The following is a 16320-nucleotide window of genomic DNA, read 5'->3' as shown; positions in this document are numbered from 1 at the left end:
GCCCACCGTGCCTCCGTCCGACCCGGCGGGCGCCCCGGCCGCGCCGCGCCTCCACCGGCGCGGCCGCGCACCACGTCCCCTGGAGGTCCCCATGTCCGATGCCGTCGCCCGGCCCGCGCCCGCCGAGACGGAGCGCGTCATCGATGAGCTCATCGCCGCCAAGAGCGGTGTGTTCGGCCGCTTCCACCGGCCCGTCCTCGACGCGTGCGCGGAGCGGCCCGTGCTGCGCCGGGCGGCCGACGACGGCCGCGCCGCACTCGTCCGCTCCATCCTGGGCAGCGTGCTGGACGGGTTGCACTGGATCGGCATCCGCTCCCTGGTCACGGCCTTCCACGCCGCCCGCGCCGAGGAGGACTCGGCGCCCGGCTACGCCGAATTCCACGACCGGGTCGCCGGCGCCGAGGGGCGCCGCCGCATCCTGGACGCCTTCCCCGAGCTGGAGCGGCTCCTGGAGCTGTTCGCCCGGCGGCGGACGGCCCTGGTGGAGGCCGTGCTCGCGGCCGCCGACGAGGACGGCGGCCTGCTGCGCGAACGCTTCGGCACCGCCGGTCCGGTCGTCGCGGTGGAGCCGGGCGCGGGAGACAGCCACCGCAGGGGCGCCACCGTGTGCTTCGTGACGTGGGAGAACGGCACCACCCTGGTGTACAAGCCGCAGGCGCGCACCGCACACCGCATCCTGCAGGCCGTGCGCGGGGCCGCCGACCCGAGCGGGGGCTTCTTCGGCCCGCTGTGCCCGGACACCCTGGAGCGGGACGACCACCTGTGGCAGGCGCGGGTCGTGTACTCCGAACCGGCCGACGAGCGGCAGGCGGCCCTGTACTTCCGCAGGTTCGGTCGCTGCGCCGCACTGCTGAGCATGTTCGGGACCGGGGACCTGCACCACGAGAACGTGATCGCCACCGCCGACGGACCGGTCGTCATCGACCTGGAGACCCTGGTCGGCCTGCCGAACCCGTCCTCGGCCGCCGCGGACACCGGGGGCGCCCCGCAGGCCGCCGACGTCGAGTCCTCCGTCCTCAACACGCTGATGTTCCCGGTGCGCTACACCGCCGAGATCCTCGACATCGACATCTCCGCCCTCGGCAGCGTGCGCACCGACCGTTCGGAGCGGATGGAATCGTTCACGATCGTCGACGCGGGCACCGACGCCATCAGGTTCGACACGGCCCCGGTCACGGCCACGCGCGGTGACAACGTGGCCCGCGTCGGCGGAGAACAGCTCGACCCCCGCCTCTGGGAGGACGAGCTGGTCACCGGCTTCGAGGAGGGGCGCGCCCGGCTGCGCACGGTCCGGGAGGCGGCCGTGGAGGCGGTGCGCACCACGGACGGCTGGTCGGTACGCCAGCTCGTCCGGCCGACCTTCGTCTACTACCGGTTCCTGGAGGCCTCGACCCACCCTGCCCATCTGGCCGGGCGCGCCGACCGGCTGGACCTGTTGGACCGGCTGCCCCGGCGCCACCGCGGCCTGCGCCGCAGCGTCGCCGAAGAGGTCTGCTCCGAGGAGGCCCACGCCATGCTCGGCCTCGACACCCCCTTCTTCGAGGTCGAGTGCGACTCCACGGCGCTGCTGTGCAACGGCGGCGAGGAGGTGCCCGACGCCGTGGTGCGCACGCCGCGCGAGGCCGCCCTCGACAACATCGGGGCGTTCTTCGCCCGCCCGGAGCGGCGGGACCCGAACTACATCCGCTTCGGCCTGGCCACGTCCACCGACGACGCCTGGACCGACCGGCCTGCCCGGCCCCCCGTGGCCGGATCCGCCGCCGCCGGGCCCGCCGCCGCGCGGCCGTCGCCGCTGGCCGACCCCGGAGAGCTGGTCCGCACCATCGGCGACCTCGCCCTCGGCACCCCGGAGCGACCGACCTGGCTGATGCCGCGCCTGCAGGGCAACGACCTGCGCCTCGACGTCCTCTACCCGTCCCTCTACGAGAGCGGCGGGCTCCTGCTCACGCTGGCCCGGCTGCGCACCGCCGATGGCGCCGAGGGCTCCGGCGGTGTCCACCCCGCGGCCGCCCTGCGCACGGCCCTGCCCCGGGAACTCCCCCCTGTCGCCGCGCCGCTGGGCCTGTCCCCCTTCACGGGTGCTCTCTCCATGCGGGCGGTGGCCCTGGACCTGGGCGGGACCGAGGACGCCGCGCCGGAGGCCACCCTGGAGGCGGAGACCTCCGCCGACCCCGAGGCGCTCACCGCCGACGACCTCGACTACCTCAACGGGCTCGGCGGCTACCTCGTCCACCTCGCCGAGTACGACGACCCCGGCGCTCCGCGCCTGCCCGGGTACGGCCCCGAGGCCCTCGTCCGGCGCCTGGTCGAGGTCGACGGCCCACCCGGTGGGCACAGCGGTGGGCACGGCGGGGAGCTGGGCCTGGCGCACGGCCGGTTCGGCCGGGTGGCGGCGCTGAGCGCGGGCATCACCGCGGGCGCCGACCCCGACGGGCGCGCGCGGGAGCACCTTGAGGCGCTCACCGGCGCCTACCTGCGGTACCGCTGGCGCGACGACGTGCTGGACACCCCCGGCGACGCGTCGGGGTGGTGCAAGGGCTACGCAGGTATCGCCTTCGCCCTGGCCAAGGCACTGTCGGTGCTCGGCCGCACGCCGAGCGAGATCCGCGCCGCGATCGGCGAGGAGGCCGGGCGCGCGGCCCACGGTCCGTTCACCGGCGACATCAGCATGTGCCACGGCGCCGCCGGGCGGATCGCCGTGCTGGTCTGGCTCGCCGACCGCTTCGACTGGCCCGAGGCCCGCACCTGGGCCAAGGAGCTGGAATCGCGGTTCCTCGACCGCCACGCCGACGGCGGATGGCGCTGCGGCGTCGGGGCCACCACGGCCCTGCCCTCGTTCATGGTGGGCCTTTCCGGCTGGCACTACGCTCGGCTCATGCTGCGGGACCCGGCCGTGCGGCTGCCGCGCTGCCTGGGAGGGCGCTGATGGGGCGCGGGCCGTCCGGCGGGCGCGGGCGCCGGGTCCGGGAGGTCCAGCAGTTCGCCCAGACCGAGTGCGGCCTGTGCTGCATCGCGATGGTGCTCTCGGCGCACGGCTCCCACGGCACGGTGGCGGCCCTGCGGCGCGCCTATGAGACCGGCCGCGACGGGCTGTCCATGCACGACGTCGTGGACATCCTGCGCGGGTACCGGATGCGGGTGCGCACGTTCCGGGCGGGGCGGGACCGGATGCCCGAACTCGCCCTGCCGCTGATCGCCTATTGGGACGACAGCCACCTCGTCGTGGTCGAGCACATCGGACGGCGCGGCATTACCGTGGTCGACCCGGCCGGCGGCAGGCGCCGCTATTCTTTCGAGGAGTTCGACGAGCACTACAGCGGCGTCGTGCTGGAGGCGGTGCCCGCAGAGGACTACGCCCCGGTCCGCCACCGCGAGCCGAGCATGTGGTGGACGTTCCTGCGCGCCGCCGCGGGCGCCAAGTGGCTGCTGGCCGGCGCGTTCGCGGCCTCGCTGGTGCTGTACGCGTTCACCCTCGCCGTGCCCCTCGCGGTGCAGTTCGCCATCAACAGCCGCGGCGCCTTCATCGAGCAGACCCCGGCGGCCCTGCTCGCGGTGGCGTTCCTGGTACCGATGGCGCTGCACTTCGCGTTCTCGGCGGTGCGGGCGCTGTGCCTGGCCTCGGTCATCCGCCGCCTGGGCGAGGCGATGATGGGGCAGACCTTCCGCAAGCTGCTGAGCCTGCCCTACAAGTACTTCTCCAGCCGCTCCCAGGGCGAGCTGGTGTACCGGCTGTCGAGCATCGCCGCGGTACGGGACATGATCTCCAACCAGGTGGCGGCGACGCTCCTGGACATCGGCAGCCTCGCCGTCGCCCTGACCTACATCTTCCTGCGGTCGCCGCTGCTGGGCGCGGTGGTGGTGGCGGTGATGGCACTGATGGCCGCCATCGCCGTGGCCTCCTACCGTCCGGTCCGCTCCACGACCGACCGCGAGATCGGCGCGACGGCCGAGTCCAGCGCGATCCAGATGGAGGCGATGGCGGCCATCGAGACGCTGAAGGTCTCCGGCATGGCCGACTCCTTCTTCGCCGACTGGCGCAGGGTGTACGCCGGGGCGATGCGCCACACCTGGCGCAGGATCGTGCTGCAGGGGATGGCGACCAGCGGCTACGCGGCCCTCCAGACCTTCGGGCCGCTGCTGGTGCTGGGGCTCGGTCTGTGGCTGGTGGCGGGCGGGCGCCTGGACATCGGCTCGGCCGTGGCCGTGCAGAGCCTGACCGCCACCGGGCTGGCGACGGTCATGTCGCTGACCTCGGTGTTCAACCAGCTCATCACGGCCAACGCCCAGGTGTCGCGGATCGGCGACATCGTCCACCAGCCCGACGGCGAGGCGGTGTTCGGGGACCGGCCGCACGAGGTCCGCGGGCACGTATCGGTCCGGGACCTGCGGTTCACCTACCCGGGCGGGCGCACACCGGTGCTGGAGGGCGTGTCGTTCGAGGCCCCCGCGGGCGCGTGCGTGGCCGTCGTCGGCGGGACCGGGTCGGGCAAGAGCACTCTCGGCAAGCTCCTGATGGGGCTCTACCCGGCCCAGAGCGGCGAGATCGCGTTCGACGGGGTGCCGGTCGGCGCGATCTCCGCGGAGTCGTTCTACCGGGCCGTGGCCTACGTGCCCCAGGAGATCGTGCTGAGCAACCGCAGCATCGCCGACAACATCCGCTTCGGGCTGCCCGACCTGACCCTGGACGGGGTCCGGGCGGCGGCCGTCCGCGCCGACCTCGATGAGGACGTCCAGGCGATGTCCCTGGGCTACCACACCCAGGTCCGTGAGATGGGGAACACGCTCTCGGGCGGGCAGCGCCAGCGGATCGCGATCGCCCGGGCGCTGGCCCGCGACCCGCGGGTGCTGGTGCTGGACGAGGCCACCAACGCGCTGGACACGGTGACCGAGTCGCGGATCGCGTCCACCCTCGACGCCCTTCGGTGCACCCGGATCATCATCGCGCACCGCCTGTCGACCATCGCCGCCGCCGACCTCGTCGTGGTCCTGGACAAGGGGCGGGTCGTCCAGATCGGCGCCCACGAGGAGCTGATGGCCTCCTCCGGCAAGTACGCCGACCTGGTGCACTCCCAGGAGGTGCTGGGGGGCGTTTGAGGCACGGGCAGGGCCGGGGCCGGGGTCGTATCCCGTGGAGTGGTGCCATTTCCGTCCGCCCGGGTCGGCCCGCCGGTGACGGACCTGGCGCGGGCCGACGCACCTTCGGGGCCTTGACCGCCGACCCGCCTTCGGCGGGGTCGGCCTCCGGTCGCCCCCGGTGCCGAGGGGAGGCGGCCGGACCGCCCGTCAGCGTTGCCCTTCACCTCCCGGCGCGTGGTCGAGGCGCCAGAGGCGGTCGCCCTCCACGCGGGACAGGCGCCAGCCCTCGGGAGTGCGGACCGCCTCCATCCGGTACTCCTCGCCGACGGTGAACTCGGGGGCCTCCCCCTCCCGGCAGAACACCGCGATCTGCTGGGCTCCGAGCACGGCGCGGTCGCCGTCGACCTCCACCAGCGGGTTGGTCGTCAGGTGGTGCGTGCGCGCGAACGGGCCGTGGCTGCGCGCGGCCAGCTCGGCGACGCGGTCCGCGCCCTGCACCTCGCCGGAGCCGACGACGACCACGGCGTTCGCGGTGAAGACGCTCCGCACGTCGTCGAAGCGCTTGTCGTCCAGCCACCGGCCGTGCCGGGAGAGCAGGTCGGTGATCTCGGCGCGGTCCGCGAGGCGGGCCACGGTGTCCTTCGCGGCGTCCCCGCCGTCCTTTTCATTGGTCACACCAACGTTCATGGCGGCGACCGTACACGAATTCGTTGGCGACGCCAACAGTTGGCTAGACTGCCCGCATGACCACCCGTCCCGCCGCGCAGCCCCCCGAACGGCTGCGCCTCCTGCCCAGCCGCCTGCTCACCCGCACGGCCGCCCAGGTCCAGCGCCTGGTGGCCGAAGGGCTCGGGGAGTACCGCACCCACCACTACGCGCTGATGGCCGCCGCGGCCGAGCTCGGTCCGGCCAGCCAGGCCGCGCTGGGGCAGGCCTGCGGGATGGACCGCAGCGACGTCGTGGCGGCCCTGGACGACCTGACCGTGCGGGGACTGGTGCGCCGCGCCCTCGACCCCGCCGACCGGCGCCGCAACACGGTCGTCCTCACCGGCGACGGCGAACGGGCCCTGCACGAGCTGGACGCGCGTGTGCAGGAGGTCCAACAGCGGGCGTTCGTGCCGCTCACCCCGGACGAGCGGGGCGTGCTGGCCGACCTTCTGGCCCGGGTGAACCGGCACCACGCCGAAGCGGAATGACGCTCTCTCGGGTTCCGTTCCGGAGCGCGCGCCCCGGCCTACCAGGGGCCGGGGCGCGCGGGGACCTCACTCCTCGGCGGTGCACCAGTACTGCAGGGTGGCCTCACCGCTGTGGACGTACGACAGGCCGGTGAACCCGTGGCCGCCGCTGAACGCGATGTCCTGCACGGCCGGGGTCCCCAGCTGGTACAGGTCGCGCGCGATGCGGTCACCGGCGGCCCCGGTGACGTCCACGGAGACCATGCGGCCCTCGGGGGCCTCGCCGATGTACCTCAGCGCGATGCTCATCTCCTCGAACTCGGCGGTGTCCTCGGCACCGGCCCTATCGTCGGTGCGCTCGGCCTCCAAGGTGGCGTCCTCCTGCCCGGCGCCGCTGTCACCGGCCCGGTAGTCCGCCTGGCACACCACCCGTGAAGGCAGGGAGGCACCGCCCCCTTGAGCCCCCGAGGCGCCTTGGGCGCCCTGGGCCCCTTGGGCGGCGCCGCACCCCGCGGCGGCCGCCACCAGGGCCCCGGCTCCTGCGAGGACGGCCGCCCCATGACCCTTCATCTCGATCTCCTCCCGACGCACGTGCGGTCACTGCGGTGGGACGGGGGTGTCACAGGGTACGCGGCACCCGCAGGGTGGCGATCTCGAACGGGCGCAGCTCCAGCCGGTGCCCGTCGCCGTCGGGCACCGGCGCGGTGGCGCCTTCCAGCGGGCGTTCGAGCAGGTCGACCCGGGCGGGCCTGCCCGCGGCGAAGCCGAACCCCACCCGCGTGGACGCCCGCGCCCCCCGGGCCTCGTACAGGCGCACCACCACGTCGCCGGAGCGGTCGTCGGCGAGTTTGACCGCCTCCACCACGACGCCGGCCTCCTCCACGCGCACCAGCGGCGCGACCGACCCGCCGCGCGCGGCGGTGCGCTCGGGGAGGTTGATGCGGTACCCCTCGCGGACCGCGTCGGCCACGGCCGCGCCGGGAACCAGCGCGTAGCCGAACCGGTGGACGCCGTGGTCGGTGCGCGGGTCGGGGAAGCGCGGCGCCCGCAGCAGCGACAGCCGCACCGCCGTGGTGGTGCCGCCGTCGCCGCGCACGTCCCGCGTGACGTCGTGGCCGTAGGTGGAGTCGTTGACCAGCGCGTGCCCGTAGTCGGGGTCGGCCACCCGGATCCACCGGTGCGCGCAGGTCTCGAACCGGGCCGCGTCCCAGGAGGTGTTGGTGTGCGCGGGGCGGCGCACGTGCCCGAACTGGATCTCCGAGGCCGCCTCGTCGGCGCGCACGTCCAGCGGGAAGGCCGCCTTGAGGAACTTCTCGGCCTCGCGCCAGTCCACCTCCGTCTCCATGTCCACCCGCGCCGCCCCCGGGCGCAGCACGGTGCGCTGGACCGCCGTGGACGAGCCGAAGCTCCGCCGGGCGGTCACCGCCCACGCCCCGCCCTCCAGCGGCTCGGCGGAAACGTCGTCGGCACCGTCCAGGTCGGTGACGGTGTTGCGGTAGAAGGAGTCCACGTCCCAGGCGTCCCACATGTTCGGGAAGTCGGGGTGGATCTGCAGCAGGTTGCCGCGCCCGCCCGGCGCCAGGGCCTCGCGGCCCCGCCCGCCGTCCGCGCTCAGGTCGACGACCGACAGCAGCAGCCCGTCCGGGCCGACGACGGCCCGAACCAGGCCGTTGTCGAGCACGTGCGCGTCCCCGTCGAGGGTGTGGCGCACGGCCCCGCCGGTGTCCTGGGCCCGGGTCGCCGGGCCCGCGCCCAGCGCGGGGACGCCGTCGCGCTCGTGCGGGCAGGCGTTGAAGACCGCGGGGGCGTCTGGGCCCCCGGGGCCGGGGGCCGCGTCGAGCAGGGCCGCCTGGGCGCCGCCGATGACCTCCTCCAGCTCGCGGGCGATCCCCTCGTAGGTCTCGGCCGCCTCCCGGTGCACCCAGGCGATGGAGGTGCCCGGCAGGATGTCGTGGAACTGGTGCAGCAGCACCCGCTTCCAGATCCCCTCCAGCCGCTCGTAGGGGTAGGGCGCCCCCGCGTGCACCGCCGCCGTGGCCGCCCACAGCTCGGCCTCGCGCAGCAGGTGCTCGCTGCGCCGGTTCCCCTGCTTGGTGCGGGCCTGGCTGGTGTAGGTGGCCCGGTGCAGCTCCAGGTACAGCTCTCCCAGCCACACCGGCGGGTCGGGGTAGTCCTCGCGGGCGGCGGCGAAGAACGCGTCGGGCCGCTCCAGGCGCACCCGCGGCGAGCCCTCCAGGTCGGCCAGCCGGTCGGCGCGCCCCAGCATCTCCCGGGTGGGCCCGCCCCCGCCGTCGCCCCAGCCGAACGGCACCAGGGACCGGCTCGCCCCGCCCTTGTCGCGGAAGTTGCGCACCGCGTGCGCCAGCTCCCGCCCCGACAGGTCGGAGTTGTAGGTGTCCACCGGCGGGAAGTGGGTGAACACCCGGGTCCCGTCGATGCCCTCCCACTGGAAGGTGTGGTGCGGGAAGGGGTTGGTGCGGTTCCAGGAGATCTTCTGGGTCAGGAACCACTCGGCCCCGGCCAGCCGCACGATCTGCGGCAGCGCCGCCGAGTAGCCGAAGGAGTCGGGCAGCCACACCTCCTTGGTGTCCACCCCGAACTCCTCGGCGAAGAACCGCTTGCCGAACACGAACTGGCGGGCCATCGCCTCCCCGCCGGGCATGTTGGTGTCGGCCTCCACCCACATCCCGCCGACCGGGACGAACCGCCCCTCGGCCGCCTTCTCCTTGACCCTGGTGTACACCTCGGGCCGGTGCTCCTTGATCCAGGCGAGCTGCTGGGCCTGCGACATGGCGAACACCAGGCCCGGGTGGTCGTCCATGAGCGCGGTGACGTTGGCGGCGGTGCGCGCCACCTTGCGCACGGTCTCCCGCAGCGGCCACAGCCACGCCGAGTCGATGTGGGCGTGCCCGACCGCCGAGACGCGGTGCGCCCCCGCCTCGGCCGGGGAGGCCAGCACCGGGGCGAGCACGCGGCGGGCCGCCTCCGCGGTGCCGGGCACGTCCTGCAGGTCGACCGCGTCGAGCGCGCGCTCCAGGGCCCGCAGCACCTCCCAGCGGCGCGGCGCCCCCTCGGGCAGTTCGCGCATCATCTGGTCGAGCACCTCGATGTCGTGCACCAGGTGCCACACCTCGTGGTCCAGGACGGCCAGGTCGACCGACTCGACGCGGTACAGCGGGCGGTCGTGGGCGGTGCGCCGGTCGCCCAGCTCCGTGGGCCGGAACGGGGGCACCCCCAGCACCACGGGGTTGGCGGCGGCCTCCACGAAGTACTCCACCGGCTGCCCCGCCTGCGCCGAGGAGGCGGCGCGCAGCCACCGGTTGCGCGGGCTGAGCCCCTTCACCACCGCGCCGTCGGCGGTGTAGGCCAGGCCTTCGCACTGGAAGCCGGGCATGCGCTCGTCGAAGCCCAGGTCGACGAGGGCCTCCACGGTGCGCCCGGCCCACGCGCCGGGCACCCGGCCGCGCAGCCGGAACCAGGTGGTCGCCCACGGTGGGCCCCACGGCTCCCCCGTCCGGGCGGGACGGTAGGGGGCGGCCAGGCCCTCGGCCACGGGGACGGGCTCGCCGGGGGCGTCCCAGCGGGCGACCTCCATGGGCACCCGCTCGGGGTGGACGGCGGGGCGGATGCGCTCTTCGAGGACGCGCGAGACGCGGTCCTCCACCAGTTGCCGGTCGTCGTGCATTCCTGCCTCTCTCTCGGGCCGGGGCCGGTCAGGGGGCGTGGCGGGTGCGCCGGTCACCACCGGTGGCGGAGCACCGCGCAGGCCGACCGCCCGTAGTCATGCCCGACGGCGGTGATCTCCAGCCGTGTGTACCGCTCGCCGCCGCGCCGCCGCAGCTCACGGATGTGGAAGGCGGGTGTGGCGGTGGCGCCGAGCAGCACGGCCCCCTCAGGGGCGGCGTGGAAGAGCTCGTAGTGGCGGGCGCCGCGCACCGGGTTCCAGCGCAGCCGCAGCTCGGCCGTGCCCTCGCCGGTCGGGCGGGCGTCCTCCACGCGCGCGCCGGAGGGCGGGGGCGGAGGAGCGGCGCCGGCGCCGGTGACCCGCAGCAGCCCCAGCCGCCATACCGCGCCGCCGTCCGCCTCCTCGGCGCTCAGGCAGACGGAGAGCGTGCCCGGTTCAGCGCCCTCGGGGACGCGGGCCCGGACGCGCCGCCACCCGCCGCCCGCGTCCCCGGCGTCGCGGGCGGCAAAGCGGCGCCCGCCGACCGCGACCTCCACGTCGACGCCCGCGCCCCGGTAGACCAGCTCCACCGTCACGGCCCCTGCGTCAGGAAGCGCCAGGGGGTAGAGCCCGACCTCGGCGGGCTCGGCGCCGATGCCGCTCACCTTCAGGCACGAACCGCCGTGGTACGGCTCGGCGAAGTCGAACCCCGCCTGGGCCGTGCCTCCACTCGTCGACCAGCGCCGGGGCGGCAGCACGTCCTGCACGCCCAGGTGGCTCCACTCCCCTTCGGATGACTCGCTCCCCTCGACGGCGTAGCGCAGCCCGTGGCCGGTGTTGAAGGCGGTCGCGAACGGCGGTGCGATCTCGGCGGCCCGCGCCTCCACGTGGGCGGCCACGCCCGGCCAGTCCCCCTCGCCCGTGTGCCACATCCGCTCCTCGCGGCGGTGGAACTCCTCGGGTCCGGCGTCCTCGGGCAGACGGGTGTGCGTCCACTCGGGCCGGTAGAAGCCGATGGACACCTTCCCGTCCGGGTCGGCCCCGAACAGCGCGTCCCAGTCGACGCGGGTGCCGGTGCCGTTCGCCTCCAGGTCCACTCCGGCCCACAGCTCATAGGGGTCGCGCCCCAGACCCCGCGCGCGCTCGGCGGAATCGGCGAGCCCCCGGGCGGTCCAGTCGAAGTTGAGGAACATCGTGTGGGCGACGGGCCCGTCGGCGTCGTGGAAGAACGGTTCGTTGGCGTCGTCCAGGCGGTTGCGCCAGTCGATGCCGCCGTCGGCCGTCATGGAGTCGTACCAGGTGATGCGCAGCGGCGCGGCCGCCCTCAGGCGCTTGAGGAACCCCCGCATGTCCTCGGCCAGCGCGCGGTCGCCGCCTCCGGTCTCGGCATTGACGAACCAGCCGTCGAATCCGTAGGCGGTGGCGACCTCGGCGAGCTTGTCGGCGACGGGATATCCGCCCATGGCGTCGCGCTGGACCAGCTCCCTGGTCCAGCGCAGGTCGCCGCCGTAGGCGGCGGGCGGGAGGAAGACCGTCCCCAGCACAGGCACCCCGTTGCGGTGCGCCGCATCGACGACGGGGGCGTTGGGCGCCAGGATCAGCCCCTCGAACGAGGAGCCGCCCCAGAACACCAGCTCCTCCACCAGGGCCCAGTCGGTGAAGGCGTAGTAGCGCGCGTCGGGCGCGCCCTGGCTGGGGTTGCCCGAGGTGGGCGCGAACGAGACGAGTGACTGCACGCGCGCGCCGTCGGCCGGGGGCCGTTCGGCCAGGGGGACGGTCGCGGTGTTGTAGGGCAGGTCCGGGTCGTCCTCGGGTACGTAGTCCAGCAGGCTCCGCCAGACCACGCCCGGGTCGGGTTCGCCGCCGGGCACCGAGTCGGGAAACCAGTAGGCCGCCTGCGGGCCGAACACGTCGGCCCGCCCGGTCGGTGTGCGCGCCGCGACGGCATCACGGGCGGGCACGGCGGCGCACAGGGCGGCCGCCGGAACGCCCGCCAGCACCGCGCGGCGGGACGGGCGGAAGCTCCGGGCGGGGCGGTGTCGGGGGGTCATGGGGTTCCTCCAAGGACCTCGTGGGGGTCGACGACCTCGGTGATGCCGCGTTCGCGCAGGTGGTCGGCGCCGACGCGGTCCGCCCGCACCAGCGCCGCCCACACCCCCTCGGCCGCCAGGTGGGCCCAGGCCTCGAACACGCTCCCGCCGGGAGCGAACTGCGCCCGGCGCGGCGCGTCCAGCGGGTCGGGGCCGGGGTCGAACCGCACCGCGGTGCGGCGGCCGGGCGGCTCGGGCGGGCGCTCCCGCAGCTCGGCGACGACACGCGCCAGGCGGCGGCCGAGCGGCTTGGGCTCCCGGCCGGCCGTCATCAGCCCCAGGCCGTACTCGTGCTCGGGGAAGTCGGCCAGGGAAGGGTCGACGTCGTGCGAACACCACCAGGTGAGGCCCCACGTCGCGGCGGACGACACGGCGTTGCGCACGGTGGCCTCGGCGAAGTCGGGGGCAGCGTCGGCGGGCACGTACGGGGCGGGCGCCCCGACCTCCTGCACCCATACCGGGCGGCGCGGGTCGGCGGCCCAGGCGGTGGCCAGCTCCACCATGTACTCGGCGTGGTGCCCGGTGGCCGCCCCGTCCGGGCCGTGGCGCTGGGCCGTGCCGTTGAACACCCACGAGTGCACGGTGGTGGCCGGTCCCAGGCCGACCGCGTGGGCGGGGGTGAAGGGGTGGTGGTCGCGGTACCAGGCGGCGTCGTACTCGGAGTGCAGGTGCATGCGCCCGGGGGCGGCGTCCTCGCAGGCCTTGAGCAGGCGCTCGATCCAGGCGCCGGCGCCCGCCGGGTCGACCCGGTCGGGGTCGGGGTGCGGGTCGCCGGAGAACTGGTCGAACTCGTTGCCCAGGGTCATGCCCAGGAAGTTGGGGCGCTCGTGCAGGGCGGCGGCCAGGGTGCGCAGGTAGGCCTCGGTGCCCTCGGCCACCTCGGGGTCGGTGAACAGGTTGCGGCGGTGCCAGGTGCGCGTCCAGGCGGGCAGGAAGTCGAAGCTGGACAGGTGCCCCTGCAGCGCGTCGGCGGCCACGTCCAGCCCGCACTCCCCGGCGATCTCGGCCAGGCGCACGAGCTGGGCGACGGCGCGCGGGCGGATGAGCGCCCGGTTGGGCTGGAAGAGCGGCCACAGCGCGAACACGCGCACGTGGTCCAGGCCCAGAGCGGCGACGGACTCCAGGTCGGCGCGGACCTGGCCCTCGTCGAAGTCGAGCCAGTGGTGGAACCAGCCGCGGGTGGGGGTGTAATTGGCTCCGAACCTGATTCGGGTCATCCCTTCACGGCCCCTTCGTTGACGCCTCGGAAGAAATAGCGCTGCAGGGAGAAGAAGAGGGCGATCAGCGGCGCGACGGCGATGACCGTCCCGGCGGCGATGAGCCGCTGGTCCCCCACGAAGGTCCCCCGCAGGTACTCCAGGCCGACGGTGAGGGTGTAGTTGGCGGGGTCGCTGAGGACGATCAGCGGCCACAGGAAGTCGTCCCAGGCGCCCATGAAGGCGAAGATCGCCACCACGGCCACGGTGCCCTTGACCGAGGGCAGGGCGATGCGGGTGAAGCGCTGCCAGGCGTCGGCGCCGTCGATCATGGCGGCCTCGTCCAGCTCGCGCGGCTGGGCACCGAACGCGTTGTACATCAGCAGCACGTTCAGGGCGCCGACCATGCCGGGCAGGACGACGGCGACGAGGGTGTCGTGCAGGTTCACCGAGCGCATCATCAGGAACAGGGCCACCATGACGGCCTCGCCGGGCACCAGCAGCGCCAGCACGAACACCGACAGGGCGGCCGTGCGGCCGCGGAACCGCAGCCGGGCCAGGGCGTACCCGGCCAGGCTCGCGCCGACGACGTTGAGGACGACGGTGGCCAGGGCGACCCGCACCGAGTTCCACACGTACCCCCACACGGGCAGCACCTCGCCCACCCGGGTGAAGTTGCCGCCGGTGGGTTCGGCGGGCAGGAAGGTCGGCGGGACCGCGTAGATGTCCTCGCCCGCGCCCTTGAGCGCGGTGGACAGCTGCCACAGGAACGGGCCGATGCTGATCGCGGCGATGAGGAGCAGGAGCGTGTAGCGCAGCAGGGTCGTCGCGCGGCGGCTCACCGGCGCCCCCTGCCCGACTGCAGCCGCAGCACCGCCAGCAGCAGGAACAGCGTCAGGGCGAACAGCACGAGGCTGAGCGCGGAGGCGTAGCCCACGTTCCCGTCCAGGCCGGAGCTGACCTCGCGGATGAGCATGACCAGGGTGATGTCGCGCCCGCCCGGCCCGGCGGTGTCCCCGGACAGGATGAACACCTCGGTGAACACCCGGAAGGCCGCCACGGCGCTGAGCACCGAGATCAGCGCCATCGTGGTGCGCATCGCCGGGAGGGTCACCACCAGGAGGCGGCGCACCGCCCCGGCGCCGTCGACCTGGGCGGCCTCGTGCAGCTCCTTGGGGACCCGGTCGAGCGTGGCCAGGTAGATGACCATGTAGTACCCCAGCCCCTTCCAGACCGTCACGAGCATGGCGCTGGCCAGCAGCAGGTACTCGTCGGTCAGGAAGGGGATCGGCCGGCCGATCGCGCCGAGCGCCTGCAGGGTGCCGTTGACCAGGCCGCGGCTGTCCAGCAGCCACGTCCAGATCAGCCCGACCACCACCGCGGAGGCGATGACGGGGGTGTAGAAGAGGGTGCGGAAGACGCCGACGCCCGGCCCCTTGTCGCGCACCAGCAGGGCCAGCAGCAGCGGGAGCACCACCAGCGGCGGCACCACGCCCAGCACGTACAGGCCGCCGTTGCGCAGGGCCAGCCAGAAGCGGTGGTCCTGGAGCATGCGGGTGAAGTTGTCGGCGCCGGTGAAGGTGCCCGGGGCCAGGGTCCGGGCGTCGGTGAAGGCCAGCAGGACGGTGTTGGCGAAGGGGTAGAGGGAGAAGGCGACGGCGGCGGCGAGCGCGGGCGCCAGGAACAGCCACGGGGTGGCCGCCCCCTGCATGCGCGGCGCCCGCCGCCGGGCGGCGGGCGCCAGGGCGCTCACCCCTCCTCCAGCAGGGCGTTGCAGCGGTCGACCGCGTCGTCCAGGGCCTGCTGCGGGCTCTTGTCGCCGCGCATGGCCAGGGCGATCTCGTCGCGCAGGAGGTTCTGCATCTGGTCGCCGAAGACGACCGGGGTGTAGCTGGTGGCCGACTCCAGCTGCGCGGCGGCGGCCACCCGCACCCGGCCCTCGTCGGTGCCGTCCTCCTCGGTGAAGTAGGGGTCGTCCAGGGAGCCCTTCGTGCTGGGGAAGATCTGCACCTCGTGGGCGAAGGCCTCCTGGTTGGCGGCGTTGGTGACGAACTCGGCGAAGGCGGCCGCGGTCGCGGGATCCTCGCTCTCGGCCGAGACCGCGAGCCCCTGCAGGTACATGTGGGCGCGGCCGGTGTTGGTGATGACCTCGGTGATGCCGACGTTCTCGTACAGGTCGGGGGCGTTGGTGCGGAAGTTCTCCAGGTCGTAGGCGCTTCCGGGGGCCCAGGCGATGGCGCCGCTCATGAACTGCTCGCCCGCGCCCGTGTAGTCCTGGGTGAGGGCCTCGGGGACCAGCGCCCCGGCGTCGTAGAGCTCCTTGTACCGCTCGACCATCTCCACGCCCGCAGCGTCGTTGAAGGTGAAGCGGGTGCCGTCCTCGTTCATGGCCTGCGAACCGTAGAGGCCCAGGTCGATGATGCCGGGGGTCTGGCCGAGCATGGCGGTCTTTCCGCCGGTGGCCTCGGCCATCCGCTGGGCCTGGTCGAACAGCTCGTCGTAGGTGGTGGGCGGGGCGTCGGGGTCGAGCCCGGCCTCCTCGAACAGGGCGCGGTTGTAGAAGACGGGGCCGGTGTTCAGGTACCAGGGGTAGGCGTAGGTGCCGTCCTCGCCGGGGACGGTGAAGCCCGCCCAGGCGTCGGCGGTGTAGGCCCCGGCCGCGCCGGGGCGGGCCCGGTCCAGGTCGAGCACCATGCCGGCCTCGGCCAGGGGGTGGACCAGGTCGGGGGCGACGTTGACGACGTCGGGCAGGGTCCCGGCGGCGGCGTCGGCGCTGAGCTTGTCGGCGTAGCCCTCGGCGGGCTGGTCGAGCCAGCGGACCCGGGCCCCGGGGTTGGCCTCCTCGAAATCCTCGATGACGCCGGTGAAGAACTCCTCGTAATCGGCCTTGAGGTTCCAGGTCTGGAAGGTGATGGCGCCGTCGGCGGGCCCATCGACCGGGCCGTCCTGTCCGGCGCCGCCGGAGCCGGGTGCGGCCAGGCCGCATCCGGAGGCGGTGAGCGCGGCGGCGGCCAGGGCCGCCGCCGCGCGGATGGCAGGGGTGCGCATGGAACGGTCTCCTCGGCTTTATAAACCGCTTTAGTTCCTCGCTGCCGATGAGCGTCCCCCACCGCGTGATC

The 16320-nt window shown here is 74.3% G+C and carries 11 protein-coding genes; 3 read left to right on the top strand and 8 right to left on the bottom strand.

Annotation, left to right across the window (positions count from 1 at the left end):
* Positions 1–91: 91 nt before the first annotated feature.
* Positions 92–2926 (top strand): type 2 lanthipeptide synthetase LanM, encoded by a 2835-nt coding sequence (lanM, locus tag O4U47_RS04940; RefSeq protein ID WP_270676337.1) that lies wholly within the window; start codon positions 92–94, stop codon positions 2924–2926.
* Positions 2926–5094, top strand: a complete 2169-nt coding sequence (locus O4U47_RS04935; protein ID WP_270676336.1) for a peptidase domain-containing ABC transporter — start codon at positions 2926–2928, stop codon at positions 5092–5094. The genes lanM and O4U47_RS04935 overlap by 1 nt, the downstream gene beginning before the upstream one ends.
* Before the next feature lie 189 nt (positions 5095–5283).
* Here O4U47_RS04935 and O4U47_RS04930 read toward each other — a convergent pair whose 3' ends face one another.
* Complete coding sequence (locus O4U47_RS04930; RefSeq protein ID WP_270676335.1) at positions 5284–5763, bottom strand: nuclear transport factor 2 family protein; 480 nt, start codon at positions 5761–5763, stop codon at positions 5284–5286.
* Between the two features lie 56 nt (positions 5764–5819).
* On the opposite strand from O4U47_RS04930, the gene O4U47_RS04925 reads away from it, so the two are divergent.
* Entirely contained in the window at positions 5820–6272 is a 453-nt protein-coding gene (locus O4U47_RS04925) for a MarR family winged helix-turn-helix transcriptional regulator (RefSeq protein WP_270676334.1), read from the top strand.
* Between the two features lie 66 nt (positions 6273–6338).
* Here O4U47_RS04925 and O4U47_RS04920 read toward each other — a convergent pair whose 3' ends face one another.
* From O4U47_RS04920 to O4U47_RS04890, 7 genes are read right to left on the bottom strand one after another with little or no spacing between them, the layout of a single operon-like run.
* On the bottom strand, positions 6339–6821 hold the full coding sequence (locus tag O4U47_RS04920) for a hypothetical protein (protein WP_270676333.1): 483 nt from the start codon (positions 6819–6821) through the stop codon (positions 6339–6341).
* 49 nt (positions 6822–6870) lie between these two features.
* Positions 6871–9936, bottom strand: a complete 3066-nt coding sequence (locus O4U47_RS04915) for an alpha-mannosidase (protein ID WP_270676332.1) — start codon at positions 9934–9936, stop codon at positions 6871–6873.
* A 53-nt stretch (positions 9937–9989) separates the two neighbouring features.
* Complete coding sequence (locus O4U47_RS04910) at positions 9990–11966, bottom strand: endo-beta-N-acetylglucosaminidase (RefSeq protein WP_270676331.1); 1977 nt, start codon at positions 11964–11966, stop codon at positions 9990–9992.
* Positions 11963–13222, bottom strand: a complete 1260-nt coding sequence (locus O4U47_RS04905; RefSeq protein ID WP_270676330.1) for a glycoside hydrolase 5 family protein — start codon at positions 13220–13222, stop codon at positions 11963–11965. The genes O4U47_RS04910 and O4U47_RS04905 overlap by 4 nt, the downstream gene beginning before the upstream one ends.
* The gene (locus O4U47_RS04900) at positions 13219–14043 is read right to left on the bottom strand and encodes a carbohydrate ABC transporter permease (protein ID WP_270676329.1); all 825 of its coding nucleotides are present in this window, start codon (positions 14041–14043) and stop codon (positions 13219–13221) included. Before O4U47_RS04900 ends, O4U47_RS04905 begins: the two co-directional genes overlap by 4 nt.
* The gene (locus O4U47_RS04895) at positions 14040–14954 is read right to left on the bottom strand and encodes a carbohydrate ABC transporter permease (protein ID WP_270676328.1); all 915 of its coding nucleotides are present in this window, start codon (positions 14952–14954) and stop codon (positions 14040–14042) included. The genes O4U47_RS04900 and O4U47_RS04895 overlap by 4 nt, the downstream gene beginning before the upstream one ends.
* The gene (locus tag O4U47_RS04890) at positions 14951–16249 is read right to left on the bottom strand and encodes an ABC transporter substrate-binding protein (protein WP_270676327.1); all 1299 of its coding nucleotides are present in this window, start codon (positions 16247–16249) and stop codon (positions 14951–14953) included. Before O4U47_RS04890 ends, O4U47_RS04895 begins: the two co-directional genes overlap by 4 nt.
* Positions 16250–16320 lie beyond the last annotated feature (71 nt).

Source organism: Nocardiopsis suaedae, from assembly GCF_027706745.1.
GTDB lineage: Bacteria > Actinomycetota > Actinomycetes > Streptosporangiales > Streptosporangiaceae > Nocardiopsis_A > Nocardiopsis_A suaedae.
Note: the sequence above shows the minus strand (reverse complement) of the source record. Positions and strands in the feature narration are given on the sequence as shown.